This is a genomic window from Xanthomonas hawaiiensis, from assembly GCF_031834635.1.
Taxonomy (GTDB): Bacteria; Pseudomonadota; Gammaproteobacteria; order Xanthomonadales; family Xanthomonadaceae; genus Xanthomonas_A; species Xanthomonas_A sacchari.
In genome coordinates this window covers 2,011,507-2,032,009 of sequence record NZ_CP115873.1, presented here as the reverse complement: position 1 = coordinate 2,032,009, position 20,503 = coordinate 2,011,507, and the positions used below count along the sequence as shown (strand labels likewise).

Below are 20,503 nucleotides of genomic sequence, written 5' to 3'. Positions count from 1 at the left end.
CGAGTGCAAGTGGGGTAGCCGCCAATGCTACCCATTGCGCATCGCCCCGACGAGGGCATGGGGTGCGTTCCGGCATGCTGTCGACGCGATGCACCGCACGCCGTTGCCGACGCGCGCATGCGCGCCGGCGAGCGCTCAGGTAGCGAACAGCGGCGCGTACTCCGGCGCCACCAGTTCGCGCAGCACGCTGGCCGGCACGTCCACGGTCTGCGTGCCATCGGCATACGGCCCCACCTGGTACGGCGGGAACACGAAGCGCAGCGCAGTGATCTTGCCCGCCGCGTCGACCAGCGGCTGGAACTGGCTGAAGTTGCCGGGCTGCGGCTCGGTGCCCTCGGCGATCATCTTGCTGGCGCTGCGGACCTGCTCATCCTGGTCCTCCGGCGGCACCTGCTCGGCATCGACCCGCGTCTGCACCGCCTGGCGCAGTTGCGCAGCGACATAGCCGGCCACCGGCTTCCAGTGCGACGCATCCGGGATCAGCGTGTCGGCGGTGAGCATGCGCTGCTGCTGCGGCAGCCATACCCAGCGCGCCACCAGCGGTTCGCCGTGGGCGCCGCCGGTGTAGCGGCTGCCGTCGGCGCTCAGCGCGACCAGGTCCGGGCGCTCCAGCGGCATCTCGAACTGCAGCGACAGTTCGTAGGGCGCGCGCGGACGATCGTTGCCAAGCCCGTCGACCGCTTCCATCAGTTCGCTGCGCGCGCTCTGCGCGTAGCGGTTGGCCGCCTCGGCCAGTCCCGGGTAGCGGTTGATCGATGGCGGGAAGGTGATCCCGACCACATAGCTGGGGCTGTGCTCGACGATGTCCTTCAGTTCCGGCGGCGCGGTCTGCGCCTGCTCCGGCGCCGTCGGCGCGGCGGCCTCGCTCTGTGCCGGCGCCGCCGTGGGCGCCGGTGCGGCGGCCGGTTCCTCGCGCTTGCAGCCGGCCAGTGCCAGTGCCGCCGCGACCGCCAGTGCCGTCCATGCCATCCGCCCGTTGCCCATCGTCTCTGCCCTGCTCACGTCGACTGCCCCTGTTCCTGCAATGCCTATGGAAGTGGCGCGCATTATCGCGCCGTTGCGATGCCGCCCGCTCAACCGAGCAGCGCGGCGTACTGCGGATGCCGCTGGATGAACACCGCGGCGTACGAACACGCCGGCACCACCTTCCAGCCTTGCGCCTGCGCGTGCTCCAGCGCGGCGGTCACCAGTTGCGCAGCCAGGCCGCGACCGCCGATCGGGCCGGGCACCCCGGTGTGGGTGATGACCATGCGTCCCTGTTCCAGCACGTAGTCGAGCTCGGCGCGGTGGCCGTCGACCTCCAGGGTGAAACGCCGCTGTTGCGGATCGTGCGCGATCGGGAGGTTGGCTGCGGACATGGGCAAAGACGTGTGGCGCGGAAAACGCAGTGTCCGCTGCCGCTCGCCGCGACCATGTGAAGCACCTGCCCCAACGCGTCATGCCTTCGACACGGCGCGTCAGCCGTCCGCCGCTCACGTCGTACCACTCAAGTCGCGCCGCGCGCCGCCGATAACCCAGAGACAGGCCGAAAACCTGGCATGGGAGTTGCAGCTCCCGTCACGCAGCGATCCAACAGGGAACCACGCGCATGAGCGAGAACGAGAGCAAATACGACCTGGGCGACCACAACGCCTCCCTGCTGGAAGGGCTGTTCCAACTGTCGGTGAGCGGCGACCAGCAGGGCGGCGAGTTCCAGCAGCTCGACGACGAGGTCTACCAGCGCCTCAAGCGCACCTACGAGAACGCCGGCATCGGCAGCGCCAAGGTGCAGTTGCGCGGGCAGCAGACCCGCTGAACCGAAGGGCGGCCCGACGGACCGCCGCCTGCCCAAGCGCGATGCATGCCCACGACCGCATCGACGCCATGGTGCCCAGCCCGCGCAGCGAACCAGGCACGCACCGATCCGGCGCCGCACTCCCGTGCAGGCGCCGTGGGGCCACGGATCAGCCGCGGCCGAAGCGCGGGTTGGCCAGCTCGTCGAGGAAGTGCTGCAGCACCGACGGCTCCATGATCAGCAGGAACATCACACCGAACGCCGCGCCGGCCAGGTGCGCGCTGTGGTTGACGTTGTCGCCGCCGCGGCGGTCCATCCAGATGCTGTAGCCGACATAGAACACGGCATACACGATGGCCGGGATCGGAATCGGGATGAAGAAGAAGAAGATCCCGGTCCACGGCGCCATCAGGATGAAGGCGAACAGCACCGCCGACACCGCACCGGAGGCGCCCAGGCTCATGTAGTTGGGGTTCTTCTGGTTCTTCAGGTAGCTGGGCAGGATCGAGACCACCAGCGCCGACAGGTAGAACAGCGGGTACACCAGCATGTTGCCGGTGTGCCGCTCCATCAGCACCTCGATCGGGCCGCCGAAGAAATACAGCGTGACCATGTTGAACAGCAGGTGCGGGAAATCGGCGTGGATGAAGCCGTAGGTCACCAGGCGGTCGTACTGCTTGTGGCGATCGATCGCCGGTGGCCACAGGATCAGCCGGTCGAGCAGCCGGCGGTTGTTGAACGCCGCCCACGACACCAGCACGGTGAGGACGATCAGGATCAGGTTGACGGGGGTGACGGAGGGCATGCGGGGTCTCAGGCGGGGCGGTAGTGGTCGACCATGCGGTAGCGGCGCGCGTACAGCCCGAACAGCAGTGCGGCGATGCAGGCGAAGGCGGCGAAGAAGAACATCAGGAAGGCGGTCTCGCTGAGCCCGGTGCTGCCGATGTGCGCAGTGACGCGGTCATTGCGCACCGCGGCGTTGGACAGCAGCACCCACAGGTTGCCGACGGTGGTGGTGAGGTTCCAGAAACTCATCACCACACCCTTCATCGACTGCGGCGCCTGGCTGTAGGCGAATTCCAGGCCGGTCGCCGAGACCAGCACTTCGCCGAAGGTCAGCAGCGCGTACGGCAGGATCTGCCAGGCGATGGACAGCGCGTCGCCGCCGTCCATCATCACCTGCAGCGTCCCGACCACGATCCAGGCCAGGCCGCTGAAGGCGATGCCGGCGGTCATCCGCCGCAACGCGGTCGGCTCGTAGCCGCGCCGGCGCAGCAGCGGGTACAGCACCAGGTTGTTGAACGGGATCAGCAGCATCACCAGCGCCGGATTCAATGCCTGCATCTGTGAGGCGCTGAACCAGTCCGGCATCTGCATCTGCTGGCCCTGCAGCACCCAGGTGGAGGCCTTCTGGTCGAACAGCGAGAAGAACGGGGTGACCAGCGCGAACACCACCAGCACCCTCAGCACCGCGCGCACGCCGTCCACGGCGGCGTCCGGATGCACCGCGCGGGCGCGTTCCAGTTGCCACCAGGTGCCGCCGCCGATGCCGGCCAGCAGCAGCACCAGCGCCAGGCACAGGCAGATCACCAGGCCCAGGGTCGGCACGAGGGCGAACGTCGCCAGTGCCAGCAGCACCGCCACGCCGGCCAGGGCCAGGCCGGGACGCCCCTGCCCCGGCGCCTGCCGCAGCAGCGCGGTGCGCACCACCTGACCGAAGCCGTGCGGATCCTTGGGCGGCAGCGGCACGCGCACATAGCGGTGGCGCCCGGCCCAGAACACCAGGGTGGCCACCAGCATCAGGATGCCGGGGATGCCGAACGCCCACGCTGGGCCCAGGTTCTTCAGCGCCAGCGGGATCAGCAGCGAGGCGAACAGCGAGCCGAAGTTGATGATCCAGTAGAAGGCGTCGAACACCAGCTTGGCCAGGTGCTTGTTGCCCTGGTCGAACTGGTCGCCCATGAACGAGGCCACCAGCGGCTTGATCCCGCCCGCGCCCAGCGCGATCAGGCCCAGGCCGAGGAAGAAGCCGTTGCGGTGGCCCTCGAACAGCGCCAGGCACAGGTGGCCCACGCAGTAGACCAGACTGAACCAGAGAATGGTGTTGTACTTGCCGAAGAAACGGTCGGCCAGCCAGCCGCCGAGCAGCGGGAAGAAGTACACGCCGATCATGAAGCTGTGCATGATGTGCTTGGCTTCGGCCTCGCGGCCGGGCGCGGTCACTTCCTGCAGCAGCAGCGAGGTGATCAGGAACTGCACCAGGATGTTGCGCATCCCGTAGAAGCTGAAGCGCTCGCAGGCCTCGTTGCCGATGATGTACGGAATCTGCCGCGGCATGCGCGCAGTGGCGCGCTCCTGCGCCGCGCTCATGCGGCGTGTCTCGTGGTGGCTTGGCTGCTCACGGGCCCTCGTCCAGACAAAATTTTCAGAAGGTTACCCGATCGTTCCGGCGAATCGAACCGCGGGTGCTTTCGCAATCGGCGCGCTGCCCGCATCATGGGGGTCTGTCCCGAGACGGTACCGAGATGATCCGACCCTGGCTGGCCACCCTGTTGCTGCCGATGCTGCTGTGCAGCATGCCGTCGCTGGCCAGCGAGGCGGGCCTGTCCACCGAAGCCGAGCGCAGCGGATTCGCGCGCACCGGCCGCTACGCCGAAACCATCGCCCTGTGCGATGCGTTCGCGCAGCGCTATCCGCAGGCGGTGCGCTGCTTCGACTTCGGCACCACCCCGGAAGGCCGGCCGATGAAGGCGCTGGCCGTGTCGACCTCGGGTGCACTGGATCCGGCGGCCGCACAGGCGCGCAAGTTGCCGGTGGTGCTGATCCAAGGCGGCATCCACGCCGGCGAGATCGACGGCAAGGACGCCGGCTTCCTGGCGCTGCGCCAACTGCTCGACGGCCAGGCCGCGCGCGGCGCACTGGACAGGCAAGTGTGGCTGTTCGTACCGGTGTTCAACGTCGACGGGCACGAGCGCTTCGGCGCCTGGAACCGGCCCAACCAGCGCGGCCCGGAGCAGATGGGCTGGCGCACCACCGCACAGAACCTCAACCTCAACCGCGACTACGTCAAGGCCGACGCGCCGGAGATGCAGGCGATGCTGCGCCTGGTCGAACAGTGGGATCCGCTGCTGTACGTGGACCTGCACGTCACCGACGGCGCGCAGTTCGAGCACGACGTGTCGATCCAGGTGGAACCGCTGCACGCCGGCGACACCGCGCTGCGCGGCGACGGCCTGCGCCTGCGCGACGGCGTGCTCGCCGACCTGAAGCGGCAGGGCTCGCTGCCGCTGCCCTACTACCCCTCGTTCGTGGTCAACGACGACCCGGCCTCGGGCTTCGAGGACGGCGTGCCGACGCCGCGCTTCTCGCACGGCTATTTCCAGCTGCGCAACCGCTTCGGCATGCTGGTGGAAACGCATTCGTGGAAGCGCTACCCCGAGCGCGTGCGCATCACCCGCAACACCATCGTCTCGGTGCTGCAGCAGGTGGCACGACATGGTGCGCAGTGGCGCGCCGACGCGCTGGCCGCCGACGCCCGCGCGCAAGCGTTGGGCGGCAAGACCGTGGCGCTGGACTACCGCACCACCGAGGCCTCGCACCTGGTGGACTTCCGCGGCTACGCCTACACCCGCACGCCCTCACCGGTCTCCGGCGCGCTGATGACCCGCTACGACGAGCGCACCCCGCAGATATGGCGCGTGCCGCTGCGCGACCAGGTCGTGCCCAGCGTCGAAGTCGCCGCGCCGCGCGCCGGCTACCTGGTGCCGGCGGCGCAGGCCGCCCTGGTCGGCGCCAAGCTGCGCCAGCACGGCATCGTCTTCCGCACGCTGGAGCACGACGCCACCCTGCCGGTGCAGACCTTCCGCGCGGACGAGGCCAGCTTCGCCGCCCGCTCGTCCGAAGGCCACCAGCGGCTCAGCGTCACCGGTGCCTGGAAGCCGGAAACCCGCGCCATCGGCGCCGGCACGCTGTTCGTGCCGATCGCCCAGCCCAAGGCACGGCTGCTGATGACGCTGCTGGAACCGCAGGCGCCGGACTCGCTGCTGCAATGGGGCGAGTTCAACAGCGCGTTCGAGCGCGCCGAGTACATGGAAGACTACGTCGCCGAGGACGTGGCACGGCAGATGCTGGCCAGCGACCCGGCGCTCAAGGCCGAGTTCGAGGACAAGCTCGAACACGACGCGGCCTTCGCCAAGGATCCGCAGGCGCGGCTGGAGTTCTTCTACCGCCGCCACAGCTCCTGGGACGAGCGCTACCGCCTGTACCCGGTCATGCGCAGCGACGAAGCACCGTCCTGACGCGCGGTTCCACCCTCCCCTCACTCCCCCCGATGCGCCTTCCCTTTGATCTGCTAGAGAGGCTGTTCGCCCCGATATGAAAACGTTTACAGGACCCCTTTGCCTGACCCTCGCGCTGGCCTCGCCTGCCGTCGCCGCGCCGCCGGCGACGGCCGCGGGCACGGCGTCAACGCCGAACACCGCCGCTGCGCAGCGCCCGTGGAACGACCGCAGCCTGTCGCCGGACCGGCGCGCCGCGCTGCTGGTGCAGGCGATGACCCCGGACGAGAAGTTCCAACTGCTGCATAGCTACTTCGGCCTCGGCAAGGACGGCGGCCCGCGCCCGCCCGGCGCGGTCGGCTCGGCCGGCTACGTGCCGGCGGTCGAACGCCTGGGCATCCCCGCGCAGCAGCTGGCCGATGCCGGCGTCGGCGTGACCAATCCCGGCAACATCCGCCCCGGCGACCACGCCACCGCGATGCCCTCCGGCCCCGCCACCGCCGCGACCTGGAACCGCGAACTGGCCTTCGCCGGCGGCGCCACCATGGGCCGCGAAGCCTGGCAGCAGGGCTTCAACGTGCTGTTGGCCGGCAGCGTCAACCTGCAGCGCGACCCGCGCAACGGCCGCAACTTCGAGTACGCCGGCGAGGATCCGCTGCTGGCCGGCACGATGGTCGGCGAATCGATCCGCGGCGTGCAGAGCCAGCACGTGGTCTCGACCATGAAGCACTTCGCGATGAACGACCTGGAGACCGGGCGCAACACTCACAGCGCCGACATCGGCGAACAGGCCATGCACGAGTCGGACCTGCTGGCCTTCGAGCTGGCGCTGAAGATCGGCCAGCCCGGCTCGGTGATGTGCTCGTACAACCGCATCAACGGCGTGTACGGCTGCGAGCACGACTACCTGCTCAACCAGGTGCTGAAGCAGGAATGGAAGTTCCCCGGCTACGTGATGTCCGACTGGGGCGGCGTGCACAGCGGCTCCAAGGCGGCGTTGGCCGGCCTGGACCAGCAGTCGGCCGGCGAAGTGTTCGACAAGGCGGTGTACTTCGACCAGCCGCTGCGCATGGCCGTGGCCGCCGGCACCGTGCCGCAGGCACGCCTGGACGACATGGTCAAGCGCATCCTGCGCGCGTTCTTCGCCACCGGCAGCTTCGACAACCCGCCGCAGCACCAGCCGATCGACGATGCCGCCGGCGGTCTGGCCGCGCAGCGCGTGGTCGAGGAAGGCACGGTGCTGTTGCGCAACGAGGGCAAGCTGCTGCCGCTGTCGCGCAACGTGCGCCGCATCGCGGTGATCGGCGGGCATGCCGACAAGGGCGTGATCGGCGGCGGCGGCTCGTCGATGGTCGGGGTCACCGTCAACGGCGGCAACGCGGTGCCGGGGATCGCCCCGACCACCTGGCCGGGTCCGGTGATGTTCCATCCGTCCTCGCCGCTGCAGGCGCTGCGCAAGGCCCTGCCCGACGCGCAGATCGACTATGCCAGCGGCGACGACCCGGCCGCGGCGGCCAAGCTCGCGCGCGAGACCGACGTGGCCATCGTGTTCGCCACGCAATGGTCGGCCGAGTCGGTGGACCTGCCGGACATCGCCCTGCCCGACAAGCAGGACGCGCTGATCGCGGCGGTGGCCAAGGCCAACCCGAAGACGGCGGTGGTGCTGGAAACCAACGGCCCGGTGGCGATGCCTTGGCTGCAGCAGGTGCCGGCGGTGCTGGAGGCCTGGTATCCGGGCATCCGTGGCGGCGAAGGCCTGGCGCGGCTGCTGCTGGGCGAGGTCAATCCGTCCGGGCGCCTGCCGGTGACCTGGCTGCGCGACGTGTCGCAACTGCCGCGGCCGTCGATTCCCGGGCTGGGCTTCAAGCCGGCGCAACCGGCCGGCAGCAATGTCGACTACAGCATCGAAGGCGCCAACGTCGGCTACCGCTGGTTCGCCGCACGCGGCCTGGAGCCGGTGTATCCGTTCGGCTATGGCCTGTCCTACACCACGTTCGCCTACAGCAACTTCAAGGTGCAGGCCGACGGTCACCAGGTCGTCGCCAGCTTCGACGTGCGCAACACCGGCGATCGCGAAGGCGCCGACGTGCCGCAGCTGTATCTGCGCCTGCCGCAGGGCCACCACACCCCGATCCGCCTGGTCGGCTGGGACAAGGTGCTGCTGAAGCCGGGCGAGAGCCGCCACGTCAGCATCGTCGCCGAGCCCAAGACTCTGGCCGACTTCGATCCGAAGAAGCGCCACTGGCACATCGCCGCCGGCGACTACGAGCTGTTGCTGGGCCGTTCGGCGACGCAGGTGGAGGCGCGCGCGCCGCTGCACCTGAAGGACGGCGTGCTGCAGCCCTGAGCGAGGGCCGCGGCGTGCGCGCCGCGGTCCGGCCCCGCCTCCGCGCCCGTGCGCATCGGAGGCGGGGCGATGTTCGTCGTTGCCGCTTGCGCAGCATCGATTGTGTGGCGGACGCCGCAGCGCCGCCGACTGTATACGTCCATCTGAGGCCCCGCGCCGTAGCATCGTCCGCATGAACCTGCGCGTCTTCCGATGGCATCGCACCGGCTGGCTGTTGCTGGCCGTGGCGGCATTGGCACACGCGCAGGCGATGCCGGACGCGATGCCGACGATCGCGGCGCCCGCGGACAGCCCGCTCACCGTGGTCACCCTCACGCTGGCCGGCGATCCGCACGCGCCGCAGGACGGCGACGACTGGAGCGCGCGCCGCGAGCGCATCGTCGTGGCCCTGCAACGCCTGCATCCCGACGCCATCGCCCTGCAGGAGGTGGTGCAGACGCCCGAGATCCCCAACCAGGCGCAATGGCTGGCCGCGCGCCTGGGCTACCACTGCCATTTCATCAGTCCCGACCCGCCGAGCCGGTCGCAACGCCGCGGCAATGCACTGCTGACCCGCCTGCCGGTGCTGGAGGAAGCCGAGACCCTGCTGCACCCGCTGGAGGACTACAGCGTGGCCGGCCTGGTACGGGTGGATCTGCACGGACAGCCGGTGAACCTGTACTTCACCCGCCTGCACGCCGCGCGCGACGGAGGCGCCAGCCGCCGCGAACAGGCCGAGGACCTGATGGCATGGATCGATGCCACCGCCGAGGGCGTGCCGTCGCTGCTGGCGGGTGGCTTCTTCGCCACGGCGCGTGCGCCCGAGTTGGCGCCGTTGGCGGCGCGTTTCGAGGACGGCAGCGTGCGTGGCGAATCGGCTCGCAACCGGATCGACGTGCGTGCGCCCGGCACCGCGGCCGCGGCCGACCACGTGTTCTTCGAACGCGGCCACTTCCGCCCGCTGCACGGCGCACGCCTGTTCGCACCGGCGCCGGACCTGCCCGCGGCCGGCGCACGCGGCCTGCTGATGGCGCTGCAGCCGCTGGACCCGATGCCGACATCGCTGCAACCGGCGCCGTAGCGGACGGCACGCTGGACGTGGTCGCACGCCGTGCGATACGGCGCGTGGGGATGGACCGGCGGTGTGCCATTGCACGCAACGATCGTGCACCGCTAATGCCCTGCTTTCGTCACGCATCACCGCATCTGTTGTAGGAGCGGCTTCAGCCGCGACGGGCATTCTCGGTAACGCCCATCGCGGCTGAAGCCGCTCCTACAGGTGCGTCCCTAGGTTATTCGAGGCGCCCTGACGACGCAGCGGCGCAAGCGGTGACCGATGCGGCGCAGACCGCCATCGCTGCCGAAGCACGCTGCTCACGCGCGCGAAGGGACGCCTCTCTGCACCTCGCTGCCACGCCCCGCCCGCACCTCCAGCGCTTCTGTCTGACACACACAAAAAGGCCGGGCGAACCCGGCCTTCTCTGCTGCGGCGCTGGTGCGCGATCAGCCGATCGCGGCGTGGTAGCGGCGCTCCACTTCCTTCCAGTCGACCACGTTGAAGAACGCGCCGATGTAGTCCGGGCGGCGGTTCTGGTACTTCAGGTAGTAGGCGTGTTCCCACACATCCAGGCCCAGGATCGGAGTGTTGCCCTCGAACAGCGGGCTGTCCTGGTTGGCGGTGCTTTCCACCACCAGCTTCTTGTCCGGGGTGACGCTCAGCCAGGCCCAGCCGCTGCCGAAGCGGGTCAGCGCGGCCTTGGTGAAGGCTTCCTTGAACTTGTCGAAGCCGCCCAGTTCGGCGTCGATCGCCTTGCCGACGTCGCCGCCGGGGGTGCCGCCGGCATTCGGCGCCATCACCGTCCAGAACAGCGAATGGTTGGCATGGCCGCCACCGTTGTTGCGCACCGGACCCTGCAGGTTCTCCGGCAGCGACTTCAGCTTGGACACCAGCGCCTCGATCGGCAGGTCGGCGTACTCGGTGCCTTCCAGCGCGGCGTTGACGTTGTTGATGTAGGTCTGGTGATGCTTGGTGTGATGGATCTCCATCGTCTGCGCATCGATGTGCGGTTCCAGCGCGTCGTAGGCGTAGGGCAACTTGGGGAGGGTGTAGGCCATGCGGTTCTCCTGGACTTTCGCCGTCGAAAGGACGAGCGTTGCGTGAGCAATGGTAGGGACGGTCGGCGACCTTACCAAGGGCGCGGCTGGGGAAACATCGTCCCATCCCGCGGCGGGTGGTGCCGACCGGCCTTGCGAATCGGCGCCTACCATGCCCCACGCCCCGGTTAGTCGGGTGTGAATCGCCTGGGTCACCGGCGTGACCGGCGGCGTTTAGAGCGGGAACAGGCAGGCCGGCCCATACTGTGCGCGAGGGCGCCTTGCTGCGCGCCGCCGCCGTTCCTGCAGGAGAGTCCATGCGCAAGCCCGTGCTGTTGATCGCCGCCATCGTGTTGCTGGTGGGCGGGCTGTGGGGCATCCGCGAGCTGCAGCATCCGCCGCACCAGCAGTTCGCGCCCTCGCTCGACGCGGCTGCACAGACGCCCTACACCGCGCCCGGCAAGGCCACGCCCGCTGCCGACACGGCAGCGCCGGACCTTCCCGCGTTCCTGCCGCCCGAAGCGCGCGCCACGGTGGCGCTGATCCTGCGCGGCGGCCCGTTCCCGCACCGCCAGGACGGCAGCGTGTTCGGCAATCGCGAGAACCGGCTACCGGCACAACCGCGCGGCTACTACCGCGAATACACCGTCGAGACGCCGGGCCTGTCGCATCGCGGTGCGCGCCGCATCGTCACCGGCGGCACGCCGCCGCAGGTCTGGTACTACAGCGACGACCACTACGACAGTTTCCGCAGCTTCCATGTCGGCGGCACGGGGCCGACGCCATGAGCGGCTTCCCGTTCGCGCTGAATCTCGCCGAGCCTGCCGCCTCCGGCGTCTACCGCGTCGCCAACCGCGATCTGGACAGCGTCGCCGCCCTGGCCCGCGACGCCGGCCTGCGGCTGTGCCGGATCGACCTGCACGGCTGCACCGGCAAGGCCATGCTGCTGATGCGGCTGGCCGCGCAACTGGACTTCCCGCCCGGCTTCGGCCGCAACTGGGACGCGCTGACCGACGGCCTGCGCGACCTGTCCTGGCTGCCCTCCCCGCGCGGCTACGCGCTGCTGCTGGAGGACGCCGGGCAGTTGCAGGCGGTGGCGCAGCCGGCCTTCGACGTGCTGCTGGAAATCCTGGACGACGTCGCCCGCGAGTGGGCGCAGGACGGCGTCAGCTTCGTCGCGTTCGTGGGCGGCAGCGAGGAAGCGGAAGCGCCGGTCGAATCGGATTGACCTGACCGCGCTGCGCCGAACCGCTCGCACAACAGGGCCATCGCACGTGCCCCTCCTGTGGGAGGGGCTTCAGCCCCGACGCGCCCCCCCCCAACGCCCACGCATCAGGTCTTTGATCTCGGTAAAGCGGCCGCCTTGGTCGTTGCCCGAGCCTTGGCTCTTCAACCGTCCAGTTCGCTCCACCGCGCATACGCCGCATCCAGATCGGCCTGCGCCTGGCTCAGCGCCTGCGTGTGCGCGTTCACCGCGGCCGCGTCGCGCTGGTAGAACGCCGGGTCGGTCATCGCCTCGGTCAGCGCCGCGACCTGCTGTTCCAGCGTTTCGATCCGCGCCGGCAACTGTTCCAGTTCGCGCGCGTCCTTGTAGCTGAGCTTGCGCTTGGCCGGCGCGGGCGCGGGGGGCACCGCAGCCGCCGCCACCGGCGTGGTCGCCGCGGCGGTGGCCGACGCCTTCGCCACCGCCATCGCGCTGGCCGGCGCCGCCGGGCGCTGGCGCACCCAGTCGCTGTAGCCGCCGACGTACTCGCCGATGCGACCGTCGCCTTCCATGACCATGGTCGAGGTCACCACGTTGTCGATGAAGTCGCGGTCGTGGCTGACCAGCAACAAGGTGCCGCTGTAGTCGCCGAGCAATTCTTCCAGCAGCTCCAGGGTCTCCACGTCCAGGTCGTTGGTGGGTTCGTCCATCACCAGCAGGTTGGACGGCTGCGCGAACAACCGCGCCAGCAGCAGGCGGTTGCGCTCGCCGCCGGACAGGCGGGTGATCGGCGCACGCGCGCGCTCGGGAGTGAACAGGAAATCCTGCAGGTAGGCATGCACGTGCTTGCGCTTGCCGTTGACCTCGATGAAGTCGCGGCCCTCGGCCACGTTCTCGATCGCACTCCAGTCCTCGCGCAGGGTGGCGCGGTACTGGTCGAAGTACGCCACCTGCAGATTGGTGCCGGCACGCACTTCGCCTGCGTCCGGGGCCAGTTCGCCCAGCAGCAGCTTCAGCAGCGTGGTCTTGCCGCTGCCGTTGGGGCCGATCAGGCCGATACGGTCGCCGCGCAGGATGGTGGTGGAGAAATCGCGCACCATGCTGCGCGCGCCGAAGGCGAAGCTCAGGTCCTTGGCTTCGATCACCTTCTTGCCGGAGGATTCGCCCTGCGCCGCCTCCATGCGCACGTTGCCGCCGAGTTCGCGGCGCTGGGTGCGCTCGCGGCGCATGGCTTCCAGCCGCCGCACCCGGCCCTCGTCGCGGGTGCGCCGCGCCTTGATGCCCTGGCGGATCCACACTTCTTCCTGCGCCAGCAGCTTGTCGAAGCGCGCGTTCTCCTGCGCCTGCGCATTGAGCCGCTCCTCGCGGCGGCGCTCGTAGTTGGCCCAGTCGCCCGGCCAACTGCTGACCTGGCCGCGGTCGATCTCGACGATGCGCGTGGCCAGGGCACGCAGGAAGCGCCGGTCGTGGGTCACGAATACCACGCTGCCGTTCCAGCCCTTGAGGAAGCCTTCCAGCCAGTCGATGGCCTCGATGTCGAGGTGGTTGGTCGGCTCGTCCAGCAACAACAGGTCCGGCGCCGAGACCAGTGCGCGCGCCAGCAGCACGCGACGCTTCATGCCGCCGGACAGCCGCGCGAATTCGGCGTCGCCGTCCAGCTCCAGGCGGGTCAGGGTCTCGTTGACCCGCTGGTCCAGCGCCCAGCCATTGGCGCCATCGATCTTGGACTGCACCGCGCCCAGCGCATCGCCGTCGAACTCGGCGGCATGGCTGAGCCGATGGAACTCGGCCAGCCAATGGCCAAGCTCGCCCAGGCCGTCGGCGACCACGTCGAACACGCTGCCGGCGGCGCCGTGCGGCACCTCCTGCTCCAGCCGGGCGATGCGCACGCCCTGCTGCACGCGCACCTCGCCATCGTCGGGCTTGAGCTCGCCGGCGATGAGTTTCATCAGGGTGGATTTGCCGGCGCCATTGCGGCCGATCAGGGCGATCCGTTCGCCCGGCTCGATCGACAGGTCGGTCTTTTCCAGCAACAAGGGGCCGCCGACGCTGTAGTCGAGGTTCTGCAGAGTGATAAGAGGCATCGCGCTATTGTACGTGGATGCGCCCTGCGCCGACGCCGACTGCCGCACCCACCCCGCACCTGGACCTTGCCCGTTTGTTCGCCATGCCCTCATGCCGTCGCCGCCTCGCCGCGGCCGCCTGCCCGCGCCCGACACTGCAATGACGGCACTCGTCATCCTGCCCGGCCTGGACGGCACCAGCGAACTGCTAACCGAATTCGTCGCCGAAGCCCGGCGACGCTTCGCGCAGGTGACGGTGGCGACCTATCCGCGCGACCGACTGGCCTCGTACGCGGAACTGGAGCACCTGGCACGGCAATCGCTGCCGCAGCAGCGCTTCGTCCTGCTCGGCGAATCGTTCTCCGGCCCCGTGGCCGTGTCGCTCGCGGCGCAACGCCCCGCCGGGCTGGCTGGCCTGGTCCTGTCCACCACCTTTGCCCGCAACCCGGTCCCGGCGCTGGCGCCGTTCGCGGCGCTGACGCGTTTCGCACCGGCACATCGCCTGCCCACCGCCGCGTTGCGCTGGTCGCTGCTCGGCCGCTGGTCCACGCCGGCGCTGGAGACGCAACTGGCACGCACGCTGCGCGGGGTCGCCCCGGCGGTACTGCGCGACCGCGCGGCCAGCGCCCTGCGCGTGGACGTCAGCCCCCGTCTGGCCGACATCGCCGTGCCGACGCTGTACCTGCGCGCCAGCCACGACCGGCTGATGCATCGCACGGCCGGCGCCACGATCCTCGCCGGCATTGCCGGCGCCCGCTGCATCGAGTTGCCCGGTCCGCACCTGCTGCTGCAGACCGCCCCTGCTGCGAGCGCGCGCACCATTGCCGATTGGTTCGCCGCGGTGGGCTGAGCGGGCACCTGCCTTCGAAGTGATGCAGATGCCGTTTCCTTTGGTTTGCAACTAGACCTACCCTCCGGGTTTCAGAGATACGCCCGTCGCGGCTGAAGCCGCCCCTACGACGCCAACAGGCATCGCGAGACGCCCAGCGCTCGCCGGACCACCCAATCCCGAATCCCCACTCCCGAATCCCGGCCTCTCACCGGCTAAAATGCCGCATGACCGATTTCGCCACCCTCTCCCTCTCCCCGGCGCTCGCGCCCGGCATCCACGCACTCGGCTACACCCGCATGACCCCGGTGCAGGCGCAGAGCCTGCCGCCGATCCTGGCCGGACGCGATGCGATCGTGCAGGCGCCCACCGGCAGCGGCAAGACCGCGGCGTTCGGCCTGGGCCTGCTGCACAAGCTGGACCCGACGCTGAGCCGCGCGCAGGCGCTGGTGCTGTGCCCGACGCGCGAACTGGCCGACCAGGTCGGCAAGCAGTTGCGCAAGCTGGCCACCGGCATTCCCAACATGAAACTGGTGGTACTGACCGGCGGCATGCCGCTGGCGCCGCAACTGGCCTCGCTGGAGGCGCACGACCCGCAGGTAGTGGTCGGTACGCCCGGCCGCATCCAGGAACTGGCGCGCAAGCGGGCGCTGCACCTGGGCGGGGTACGCACGCTGGTGCTGGACGAGGCCGACCGCATGCTCGACATGGGCTTCGAGGAGCCGATCCGCGAGATCGCCAGCCGGTGCGACAAGCACCGGCAGAGCCTGCTGTTCTCGGCCACCTTCCCCGATGAAATCCGCGCACTGGCGCGCGACCTGCTGAAGGAACCGGCGGAAATCACCGTCGAAGGCGCCGACAGCGCACCGGAGATCGACCAGCAGTTCTTCGAGGTCGACCCGACTTACCGGCAGAAGGCGGTGGCCGGCCTGCTGCTGCGCTTCACCCCCGAGTCCAGCGTGGTGTTCTGCAATACGCGCAAGGAGGTCGACGAGGTCGCCGGGTCGCTGCAGCAGTTCGGCTTCTCCGCGCTGGCGCTGCATGGCGACATGGAACAGCGCGACCGCGACGAGGTGCTGGTGCGCTTCGTCAACCGCAGTTGCAACGTGCTGGTCGCCAGCGACGTGGCCGCGCGCGGGCTGGACGTGGAAGACCTGGCGGCGGTGATCAACTACGAACTGCCGACCGACAGCGAGACCTACCGCCACCGCATCGGCCGCACCGCGCGCGCCGGCAAGCATGGCCTGGCGCTGAGCCTGGTGGCGCCGCGCGAGACCGCGCGCGCGCAGGCGCTGGAAACCGAGCAGGGCCAGCCGCTGCGCTGGTCGCGCGCACCGCTGGCCACCGCACGGCCGGCGCAGCTGCCGCAGGCGGCGATGGTCACCCTGCGCATCGACGGCGGCAAGACCGACAAGCTGCGTCCGGGCGACATCCTCGGTGCGCTGACCGGCGATGCCGGGCTGTCCGGCGCGGCGATCGGCAAGATCGCCATCTACCCCACCCGCTCCTACGTCGCCATCGCCCGCGCCCACGCCGGCAAGGCGCTGGCGCAGTTGCAGGCCGGCAAGATCAAGGGCCGCCGCTTCCGGGTCGCCAAGCTGTGAGCGCGGCGGTGCAGGTCCTGGCGTCGCTGCGCCCGGACGAGGACGGTGCCCTGTGGAGCGACGCGGTCCCGGTGCCGTGGATGCGCGGCACCTGCTGCTTCATCCTGGAGGACGGCGACGCCGGCGACATTCCGGCCGACGCAGCGTCCTCCATCGCGACCTTCCTGCAGCTCGACGCCGCAGTGTTCGCCGCCGCCGCGCCACACGTGTTCGCCTACTACCGGCACACGCAGGCGCTGTGCGCAAAGTACGGGTGGCCTTCGCCGCAGATCGCCGGCCCCGCCGAGGTGTGGGCGCACGTGCAGTTCGGCAGCGAAGCCTATGTCAGCCGCTATCGCGACGGCCGCCTGCGCATCAGCCTGGAATGCAACTGCGACTGGGAAGCGGAACACGGGCTGCAGTTGGTGTTCGCCGACGACGGGCGGATCTGCAAGGTCGGTCCGTTCGATGGCCAGCTGAGCCACGCCGCCGCGCAGGCCGACCCGGCGCTGGAACAGGTGATCTACCCGCATTGAGCCGCCGGTCGCGGGCGCAGCCGATCCCGTCTTCGCCCATGCGCGGCGTCAGTAACGCAGCGGCGCGGTGAGCGGAATCTCCGCCGGCCAGCGCGCCCGCGCACCGAGTCCGGCCAGTTCCACCAGCACCGTCGCCGCGACTACCTCGGCGCCCATCCGCTGCGCCAACGCCAGCGCCGCCAGCAGGGTGCCGCCGGTGGCCAGCACGTCGTCGACCAGCAGCACGCGCATGCCCGGCTGCAGCGCATCGGCATGGATCTCGATGCGGTCACGGCCGTATTCCAGTCCGTAATCCTGGGCCAGGGTCTGCGCCGGCAGCTTGCCGGGCTTGCGCACCGGTACGAACCCGGTGCGCAGTTCGTGCGCCAGCGGCGCGCCGAGGATGAAGCCGCGCGCCTCGATGCCCAGCACCGCATCCAGCGGGGTGCCGCGCCAGGGCTGGGCCAGCGCATCCACGGCGGAGGCGAAATCCGGGCCGTCGGCCAGCAGCGGAGTGATGTCCTTGAACACGATGCCCGGCTTCGGGAAATCGGCGATATCGCGGATGCGGTCGGACCAGTGGGCCGGTGCGTCGCTGGGCGCGCCGCAACAGGAGGAATCGTTCATCGCGCGGTCGTATGGCGTGGGGGAAACGCAAAGTCTAGTCGCAAGGCGGCACCGCGTCGCGGGGCCGCCTCGCCGGTCTACGGCTTACGCCGCCGCAGCGCTCGCGTCCTGCCGCGCCGGACCGTGGAACAGACGGCGCACCAATACGAAGAACAGCGGCACCAGCAGCACCGCCAGTGCGGTGCCGGTGACCATGCCGCCGATCACGCACACGCCGATCTCGCGGCGGCTGGAGGCGCCGGCGCCGGTCGACAGCGCCAGCGGCAGCACACCGGCCACGAACGCCAGCGAGGTCATCACGATCGGCCGCAGGCGCAACCGCGCGCCCTCCAGCGTCGCCTCCAGCAAGGGCATGCCCGCGCGCTGCCGCGCCTCGGCGAATTCCACGATCAGGATCGCGTTCTTCGCCGACAGGCCGATCGTGGTCAGCAGGCCGACCTGGAAATAGATGTCGTTGACGAACCCGGCCAGGGTGGTCGCGAGCACCGTGCCGACCACGCCCAGCGGAATCACCAGCAGCACCGCCACCGGGATCGACCAGCTTTCGTACAGCGCCGCCAGGCACAGGAAAATGAACAGGATCGAGGCCGTGTACAGCCACAGCGTCTGGTTGCTGGACAACTGCTCCTGGTAGGACAGCCCGCTCCACTGCAGGTCGAAGCCTTCCTGCTTGGCCACGATCGCCTGCATCCGCTGCATCGCCTCGCCGGAACTGCTGCCGGCCGCCGCGCCGCCCTGGATCTGCGATGCCGGCAGGCCGTTGAAGCGCTGCTGCAACTGCGGGCCGCGGGTCCAGTGGGTGCTGGCGAAACTGGCGAACGGCGCCATCTGCCCGCCGCCGCCGCGCACGTACCACTGCGCGATGTCCTCCGGCAGCGCGCGATACGGCGCATCCCCCTGCACGTACACGCGCTTGACCCGGCCGCGGTCGATGAAGTCGTTGACGTAGCTGCCGCCCCAGGCGGTGGCCAGGGTCGCGTTGATGTCGCTCTGCGCCAGGCCCAGCGCGCTGGCCTGGGCATGGTCGATGTCCACCTGCAACTGCGCCTTGTCGCCCAGGCCGTTGAGCCGCACCGCGGTCAGCTGCGGATCGTCGCCGGCCTCCTTGAGCACCTGCTGCTGCGCCTTCAGCAACGCCGCGCGGCCGGCGCCGTCGCTGTCGCGGATCCACAGCTCGAAGCCGCTGGACTGGCCCAGGCCACGCACCGCCGGCGGCGACAGCACGCTGATCTTGGCATCGCTGACCCCGCGGAAATGCGCGTTGGCGCGGTCGATGATGGCCTGCGCGGTGTTGTCGCGGTTGCGCTCGCCCCACGGCGTGAGCGCCACGAAGGCCTGGCCGGCGTTCTGCCCGGTGCCGGCGTTGTTGCGGCCCACCACCATGAAGATCGCGGTGAGATTGGCCTTCTCGTGGGTCATGAAGTAGTCGCTGATGCGCTCGCCCAGGGCCTGGGTCTTGGCCAGCGGCGTGCCTTCCGGCGTGGTGAACTGGATCTGCACCTGGCCCTGGTCCTCCACCGGCAGGAAGCCGGTGGGCATGCGCATGTACAGCACCACCATCGCCAGCGCCACCAGCGCATACAGCGCCAGCCAGCGCCGCGGCCGCTGCAGCACGCCGCCGAGGCGACGCTGGTAGGCCTGCTGGCCGCGCTCGACGCTGCGGTTGAACCACTGGAAGAAGCGGCCGAGCTTGCGCTCCTGCTCCACCGGCTTGAGCAGGGTCGCGCACAGCGCCGGGGTCAGGGTCAGCGCGACCAGCGCCGACAGCGCCATCGCCGAGGCGATGGTGATGGAGAACTGCCGGTAGATGATGCCGGTGGAGCCGCCGAAGAACGCCATCGGCAGGAACACCGCGCCCAGCACCACGGTGATGCCGATCAGCGCACCGGTGATCTCGCCCATCGAGCGCTCGGTGGCCTCGCGCGGCGGCAGGTGCTCCTCGTGCATGATCCGCTCGACGTTCTCCACCACCACGATGGCGTCGTCGACCAGCAGGCCGATCGCCAGCACCATCGCGAACAGGGTCAGCGTGTTGATGGTGAAACCGGCCGCGGCAAGGATGCCGAAGGTGCCGAGCAGCACCACCGGCACGGTGATCGCCGGAATCAGCGTGGCGCGCCAGTTCTGCAGGAACAGGAACATCACCACCACCACCAGCACGATCGCTTCGGCCAGGGTGTGCACCACGTTCTCGATGGAGATCCGCACGAACGGCGTGCTGTCGCGCGGATAGGCCACGTCCAGGCCCGGCGGGAAGGTCGGCTTGAGCCGTTCGATGGTGGCGTGGATCGCATCGGAGGTGGCGATCGCATTGGCGCCGGCCGACAGCGTCACCGAGAAGCCGGACGCCGGGTGGCCGTTGAGGGTGGCGTTGTTCTGGTAGTTCTCCGCGCCGATCTCCACCCGCGCCACATCGCCCAGGCGCACGCTGGAGCCGTCCGCGCGCGTGGCCAGGATGATCTGCCGGAACTGCTCGGGCGTCTGCAGCCGCGACTGCGCGGTGACCGTGGCATTGAGTTCCTGCTCTGCGCCGGTGGGCAGCGCGCCGAGTTCGCCGGCGGTGACCTGGGTGTTCTGCGCCAGGATCGCGCTGCGCACGTCGCCGGGCATCAGTTGGTAGGCGTTGAGCTTGTGCGGGTCCAGCCACACCCGCATCGCATACTGCGCGCCGAACACGTTGATCTCGCCGACGCCGTTGATGCGGCTGATCGGGTCCTGCAGGGTGCTGACCAGGTAGTCGGAGATATCGACGTTGTCCATGCGGTCGGTGCGGTCGTAGATCGCCACCGCCATCAGGCTGTCGCCCTGCGACTTGGCCACGGTCACGCCCTGCTGCTGCACTTCCTGCGGCAGGCGGTTGAGCGCCTGGTTGACCGCGTTCTGCACCTGCACCTGGGCGATGTCCGGATTGGCCGCCTGGTCGAAGGTGATGCTGATCCGTGCCTGCCCCGACGAGGAACTGGTCGAGGAGAAGTACAGCAGGTGGTCGATGCCCTTGATCTGCTGCTCGATCACCTGGGTGACGCTGTCCTCCACGGTCTGCGCCGACGCGCCGTTGTAGGTGGCGGTGACGTTGACCGAGGGCGGCGCGATGTCCGGGTACTGCTCGATCGGCAGGGTGAACACGGCGATGGCGCCGGCGGCCATGATGCAGATCGCCAGGACCCAGGCGAAGATCGGGCGGTGGATGAAGAAACGCGGCAGCATGCCG

17 protein-coding genes are annotated in these 20,503 nt (G+C 69.7%); 9 read left to right on the top strand and 8 right to left on the bottom strand.

Features of this window, described 5'->3' with window-relative positions; translation table 11 throughout:
- Nucleotides 1-135 precede the first annotated feature (135 nt).
- Together PG878_RS08825 and PG878_RS08820 are read right to left on the bottom strand one after the other, a co-directional pair.
- Nucleotides 136-969 carry a DUF3298 and DUF4163 domain-containing protein gene (locus tag PG878_RS08825; protein ID WP_209031220.1) on the bottom strand — a complete coding sequence of 278 codons (834 nt, stop codon included), beginning with the start codon at nt 967-969 and terminating at the stop codon, nt 136-138.
- Nucleotides 970-1,073: 104 nt separating this feature from the next.
- Nucleotides 1,074-1,358 (bottom strand): GNAT family N-acetyltransferase, encoded by a 285-nt coding sequence (locus PG878_RS08820; protein ID WP_209031219.1) that lies wholly within the window; start codon nt 1,356-1,358, stop codon nt 1,074-1,076.
- A 230-nt stretch (nt 1,359-1,588) separates the two neighbouring features.
- Between PG878_RS08820 and PG878_RS08815 the strand changes: the two genes are divergently transcribed.
- Entirely contained in the window at nt 1,589-1,795 is a 207-nt protein-coding gene (locus PG878_RS08815; RefSeq protein ID WP_209031218.1) for a hypothetical protein, read from the top strand.
- A gap of 148 nt (nt 1,796-1,943) precedes the next feature.
- On the opposite strand, the gene PG878_RS08810 is transcribed toward PG878_RS08815, so the two are convergent.
- Nucleotides 1,944-2,579: a rhomboid family intramembrane serine protease gene (locus PG878_RS08810; protein ID WP_209031217.1), complete on the bottom strand. Its 636-nt coding sequence runs from the start codon at nt 2,577-2,579 to the stop codon at nt 1,944-1,946.
- Nucleotides 2,580-2,587: 8 nt separating this feature from the next.
- The gene (locus tag PG878_RS08805) at nt 2,588-4,144 is read right to left on the bottom strand and encodes a POT-type proton-dependent oligopeptide transporter (protein ID WP_209031216.1); all 1,557 of its coding nucleotides are present in this window, start codon (nt 4,142-4,144) and stop codon (nt 2,588-2,590) included.
- 155 nt (nt 4,145-4,299) lie between these two features.
- Between PG878_RS08805 and PG878_RS08800 the strand changes: the two genes are divergently transcribed.
- The 3 genes from PG878_RS08800 to PG878_RS08790 all read left to right on the top strand — a co-directional run bounded on the left by PG878_RS08800 (nt 4,300) and on the right by PG878_RS08790 (nt 9,458).
- On the top strand, nt 4,300-6,072 hold the full coding sequence (locus tag PG878_RS08800) for a M14 family metallopeptidase (protein ID WP_209031215.1): 1,773 nt from the start codon (nt 4,300-4,302) through the stop codon (nt 6,070-6,072).
- Between the two features lie 76 nt (nt 6,073-6,148).
- Nucleotides 6,149-8,398, top strand: a complete 2,250-nt coding sequence (locus tag PG878_RS08795; protein ID WP_209031214.1) for a beta-glucosidase family protein — start codon at nt 6,149-6,151, stop codon at nt 8,396-8,398.
- A gap of 172 nt (nt 8,399-8,570) precedes the next feature.
- A complete protein-coding gene (locus PG878_RS08790; protein ID WP_209031213.1) occupies nt 8,571-9,458 on the top strand; it encodes an endonuclease/exonuclease/phosphatase family protein in 888 nt (295 codons plus the stop codon).
- Between the two features lie 422 nt (nt 9,459-9,880).
- On the opposite strand, the gene PG878_RS08785 is transcribed toward PG878_RS08790, so the two are convergent.
- The gene (locus PG878_RS08785; RefSeq protein WP_209031212.1) at nt 9,881-10,492 is read right to left on the bottom strand and encodes a superoxide dismutase; all 612 of its coding nucleotides are present in this window, start codon (nt 10,490-10,492) and stop codon (nt 9,881-9,883) included.
- A 296-nt stretch (nt 10,493-10,788) separates the two neighbouring features.
- Here PG878_RS08785 and PG878_RS08780 point away from each other — a divergent pair, with 296 nt between their 5' ends.
- Both PG878_RS08780 and PG878_RS08775 read left to right on the top strand, forming a co-directional pair.
- The gene (locus PG878_RS08780) at nt 10,789-11,259 is read left to right on the top strand and encodes a guanyl-specific ribonuclease (protein ID WP_209031211.1); all 471 of its coding nucleotides are present in this window, start codon (nt 10,789-10,791) and stop codon (nt 11,257-11,259) included.
- The gene (locus tag PG878_RS08775; protein ID WP_209031210.1) at nt 11,256-11,699 is read left to right on the top strand and encodes a barstar family protein; all 444 of its coding nucleotides are present in this window, start codon (nt 11,256-11,258) and stop codon (nt 11,697-11,699) included. The genes PG878_RS08780 and PG878_RS08775 overlap by 4 nt, the downstream gene beginning before the upstream one ends.
- A 161-nt stretch (nt 11,700-11,860) precedes the next feature.
- On the opposite strand, the gene PG878_RS08770 is transcribed toward PG878_RS08775, so the two are convergent.
- Nucleotides 11,861-13,759 (bottom strand): ATP-binding cassette domain-containing protein, encoded by a 1,899-nt coding sequence (locus PG878_RS08770; RefSeq protein WP_209031209.1) that lies wholly within the window; start codon nt 13,757-13,759, stop codon nt 11,861-11,863.
- 139 nt (nt 13,760-13,898) lie between these two features.
- Between PG878_RS08770 and PG878_RS08765 the strand changes: the two genes are divergently transcribed.
- The 3 genes from PG878_RS08765 (at nt 13,899) to PG878_RS08755 (ending at nt 16,686) form a co-directional block, all read left to right on the top strand.
- Nucleotides 13,899-14,588 carry an alpha/beta fold hydrolase gene (locus PG878_RS08765; protein ID WP_209031208.1) on the top strand — a complete coding sequence of 230 codons (690 nt, stop codon included), beginning with the start codon at nt 13,899-13,901 and terminating at the stop codon, nt 14,586-14,588.
- Nucleotides 14,589-14,794: 206 nt separating this feature from the next.
- Entirely contained in the window at nt 14,795-16,171 is a 1,377-nt protein-coding gene (gene dbpA, locus PG878_RS08760) for an ATP-dependent RNA helicase DbpA (protein WP_209031207.1), read from the top strand.
- 8 nt (nt 16,172-16,179) lie between these two features.
- Nucleotides 16,180-16,686, top strand: coding sequence for a DUF6985 domain-containing protein (locus PG878_RS08755; RefSeq protein ID WP_311186035.1), 507 nt, complete (start codon nt 16,180-16,182; stop codon nt 16,684-16,686).
- 48 nt (nt 16,687-16,734) lie between these two features.
- Here PG878_RS08755 and PG878_RS08750 read toward each other — a convergent pair whose 3' ends face one another.
- On the bottom strand, nt 16,735-17,292 hold the full coding sequence (locus tag PG878_RS08750) for an adenine phosphoribosyltransferase (protein WP_209031205.1): 558 nt from the start codon (nt 17,290-17,292) through the stop codon (nt 16,735-16,737).
- An 84-nt stretch (nt 17,293-17,376) separates the two neighbouring features.
- A complete protein-coding gene (locus tag PG878_RS08745; protein WP_209031204.1) occupies nt 17,377-20,499 on the bottom strand; it encodes an efflux RND transporter permease subunit in 3,123 nt (1,040 codons plus the stop codon).
- Between the last annotated feature and the right edge of the window lie 4 nt (nt 20,500-20,503).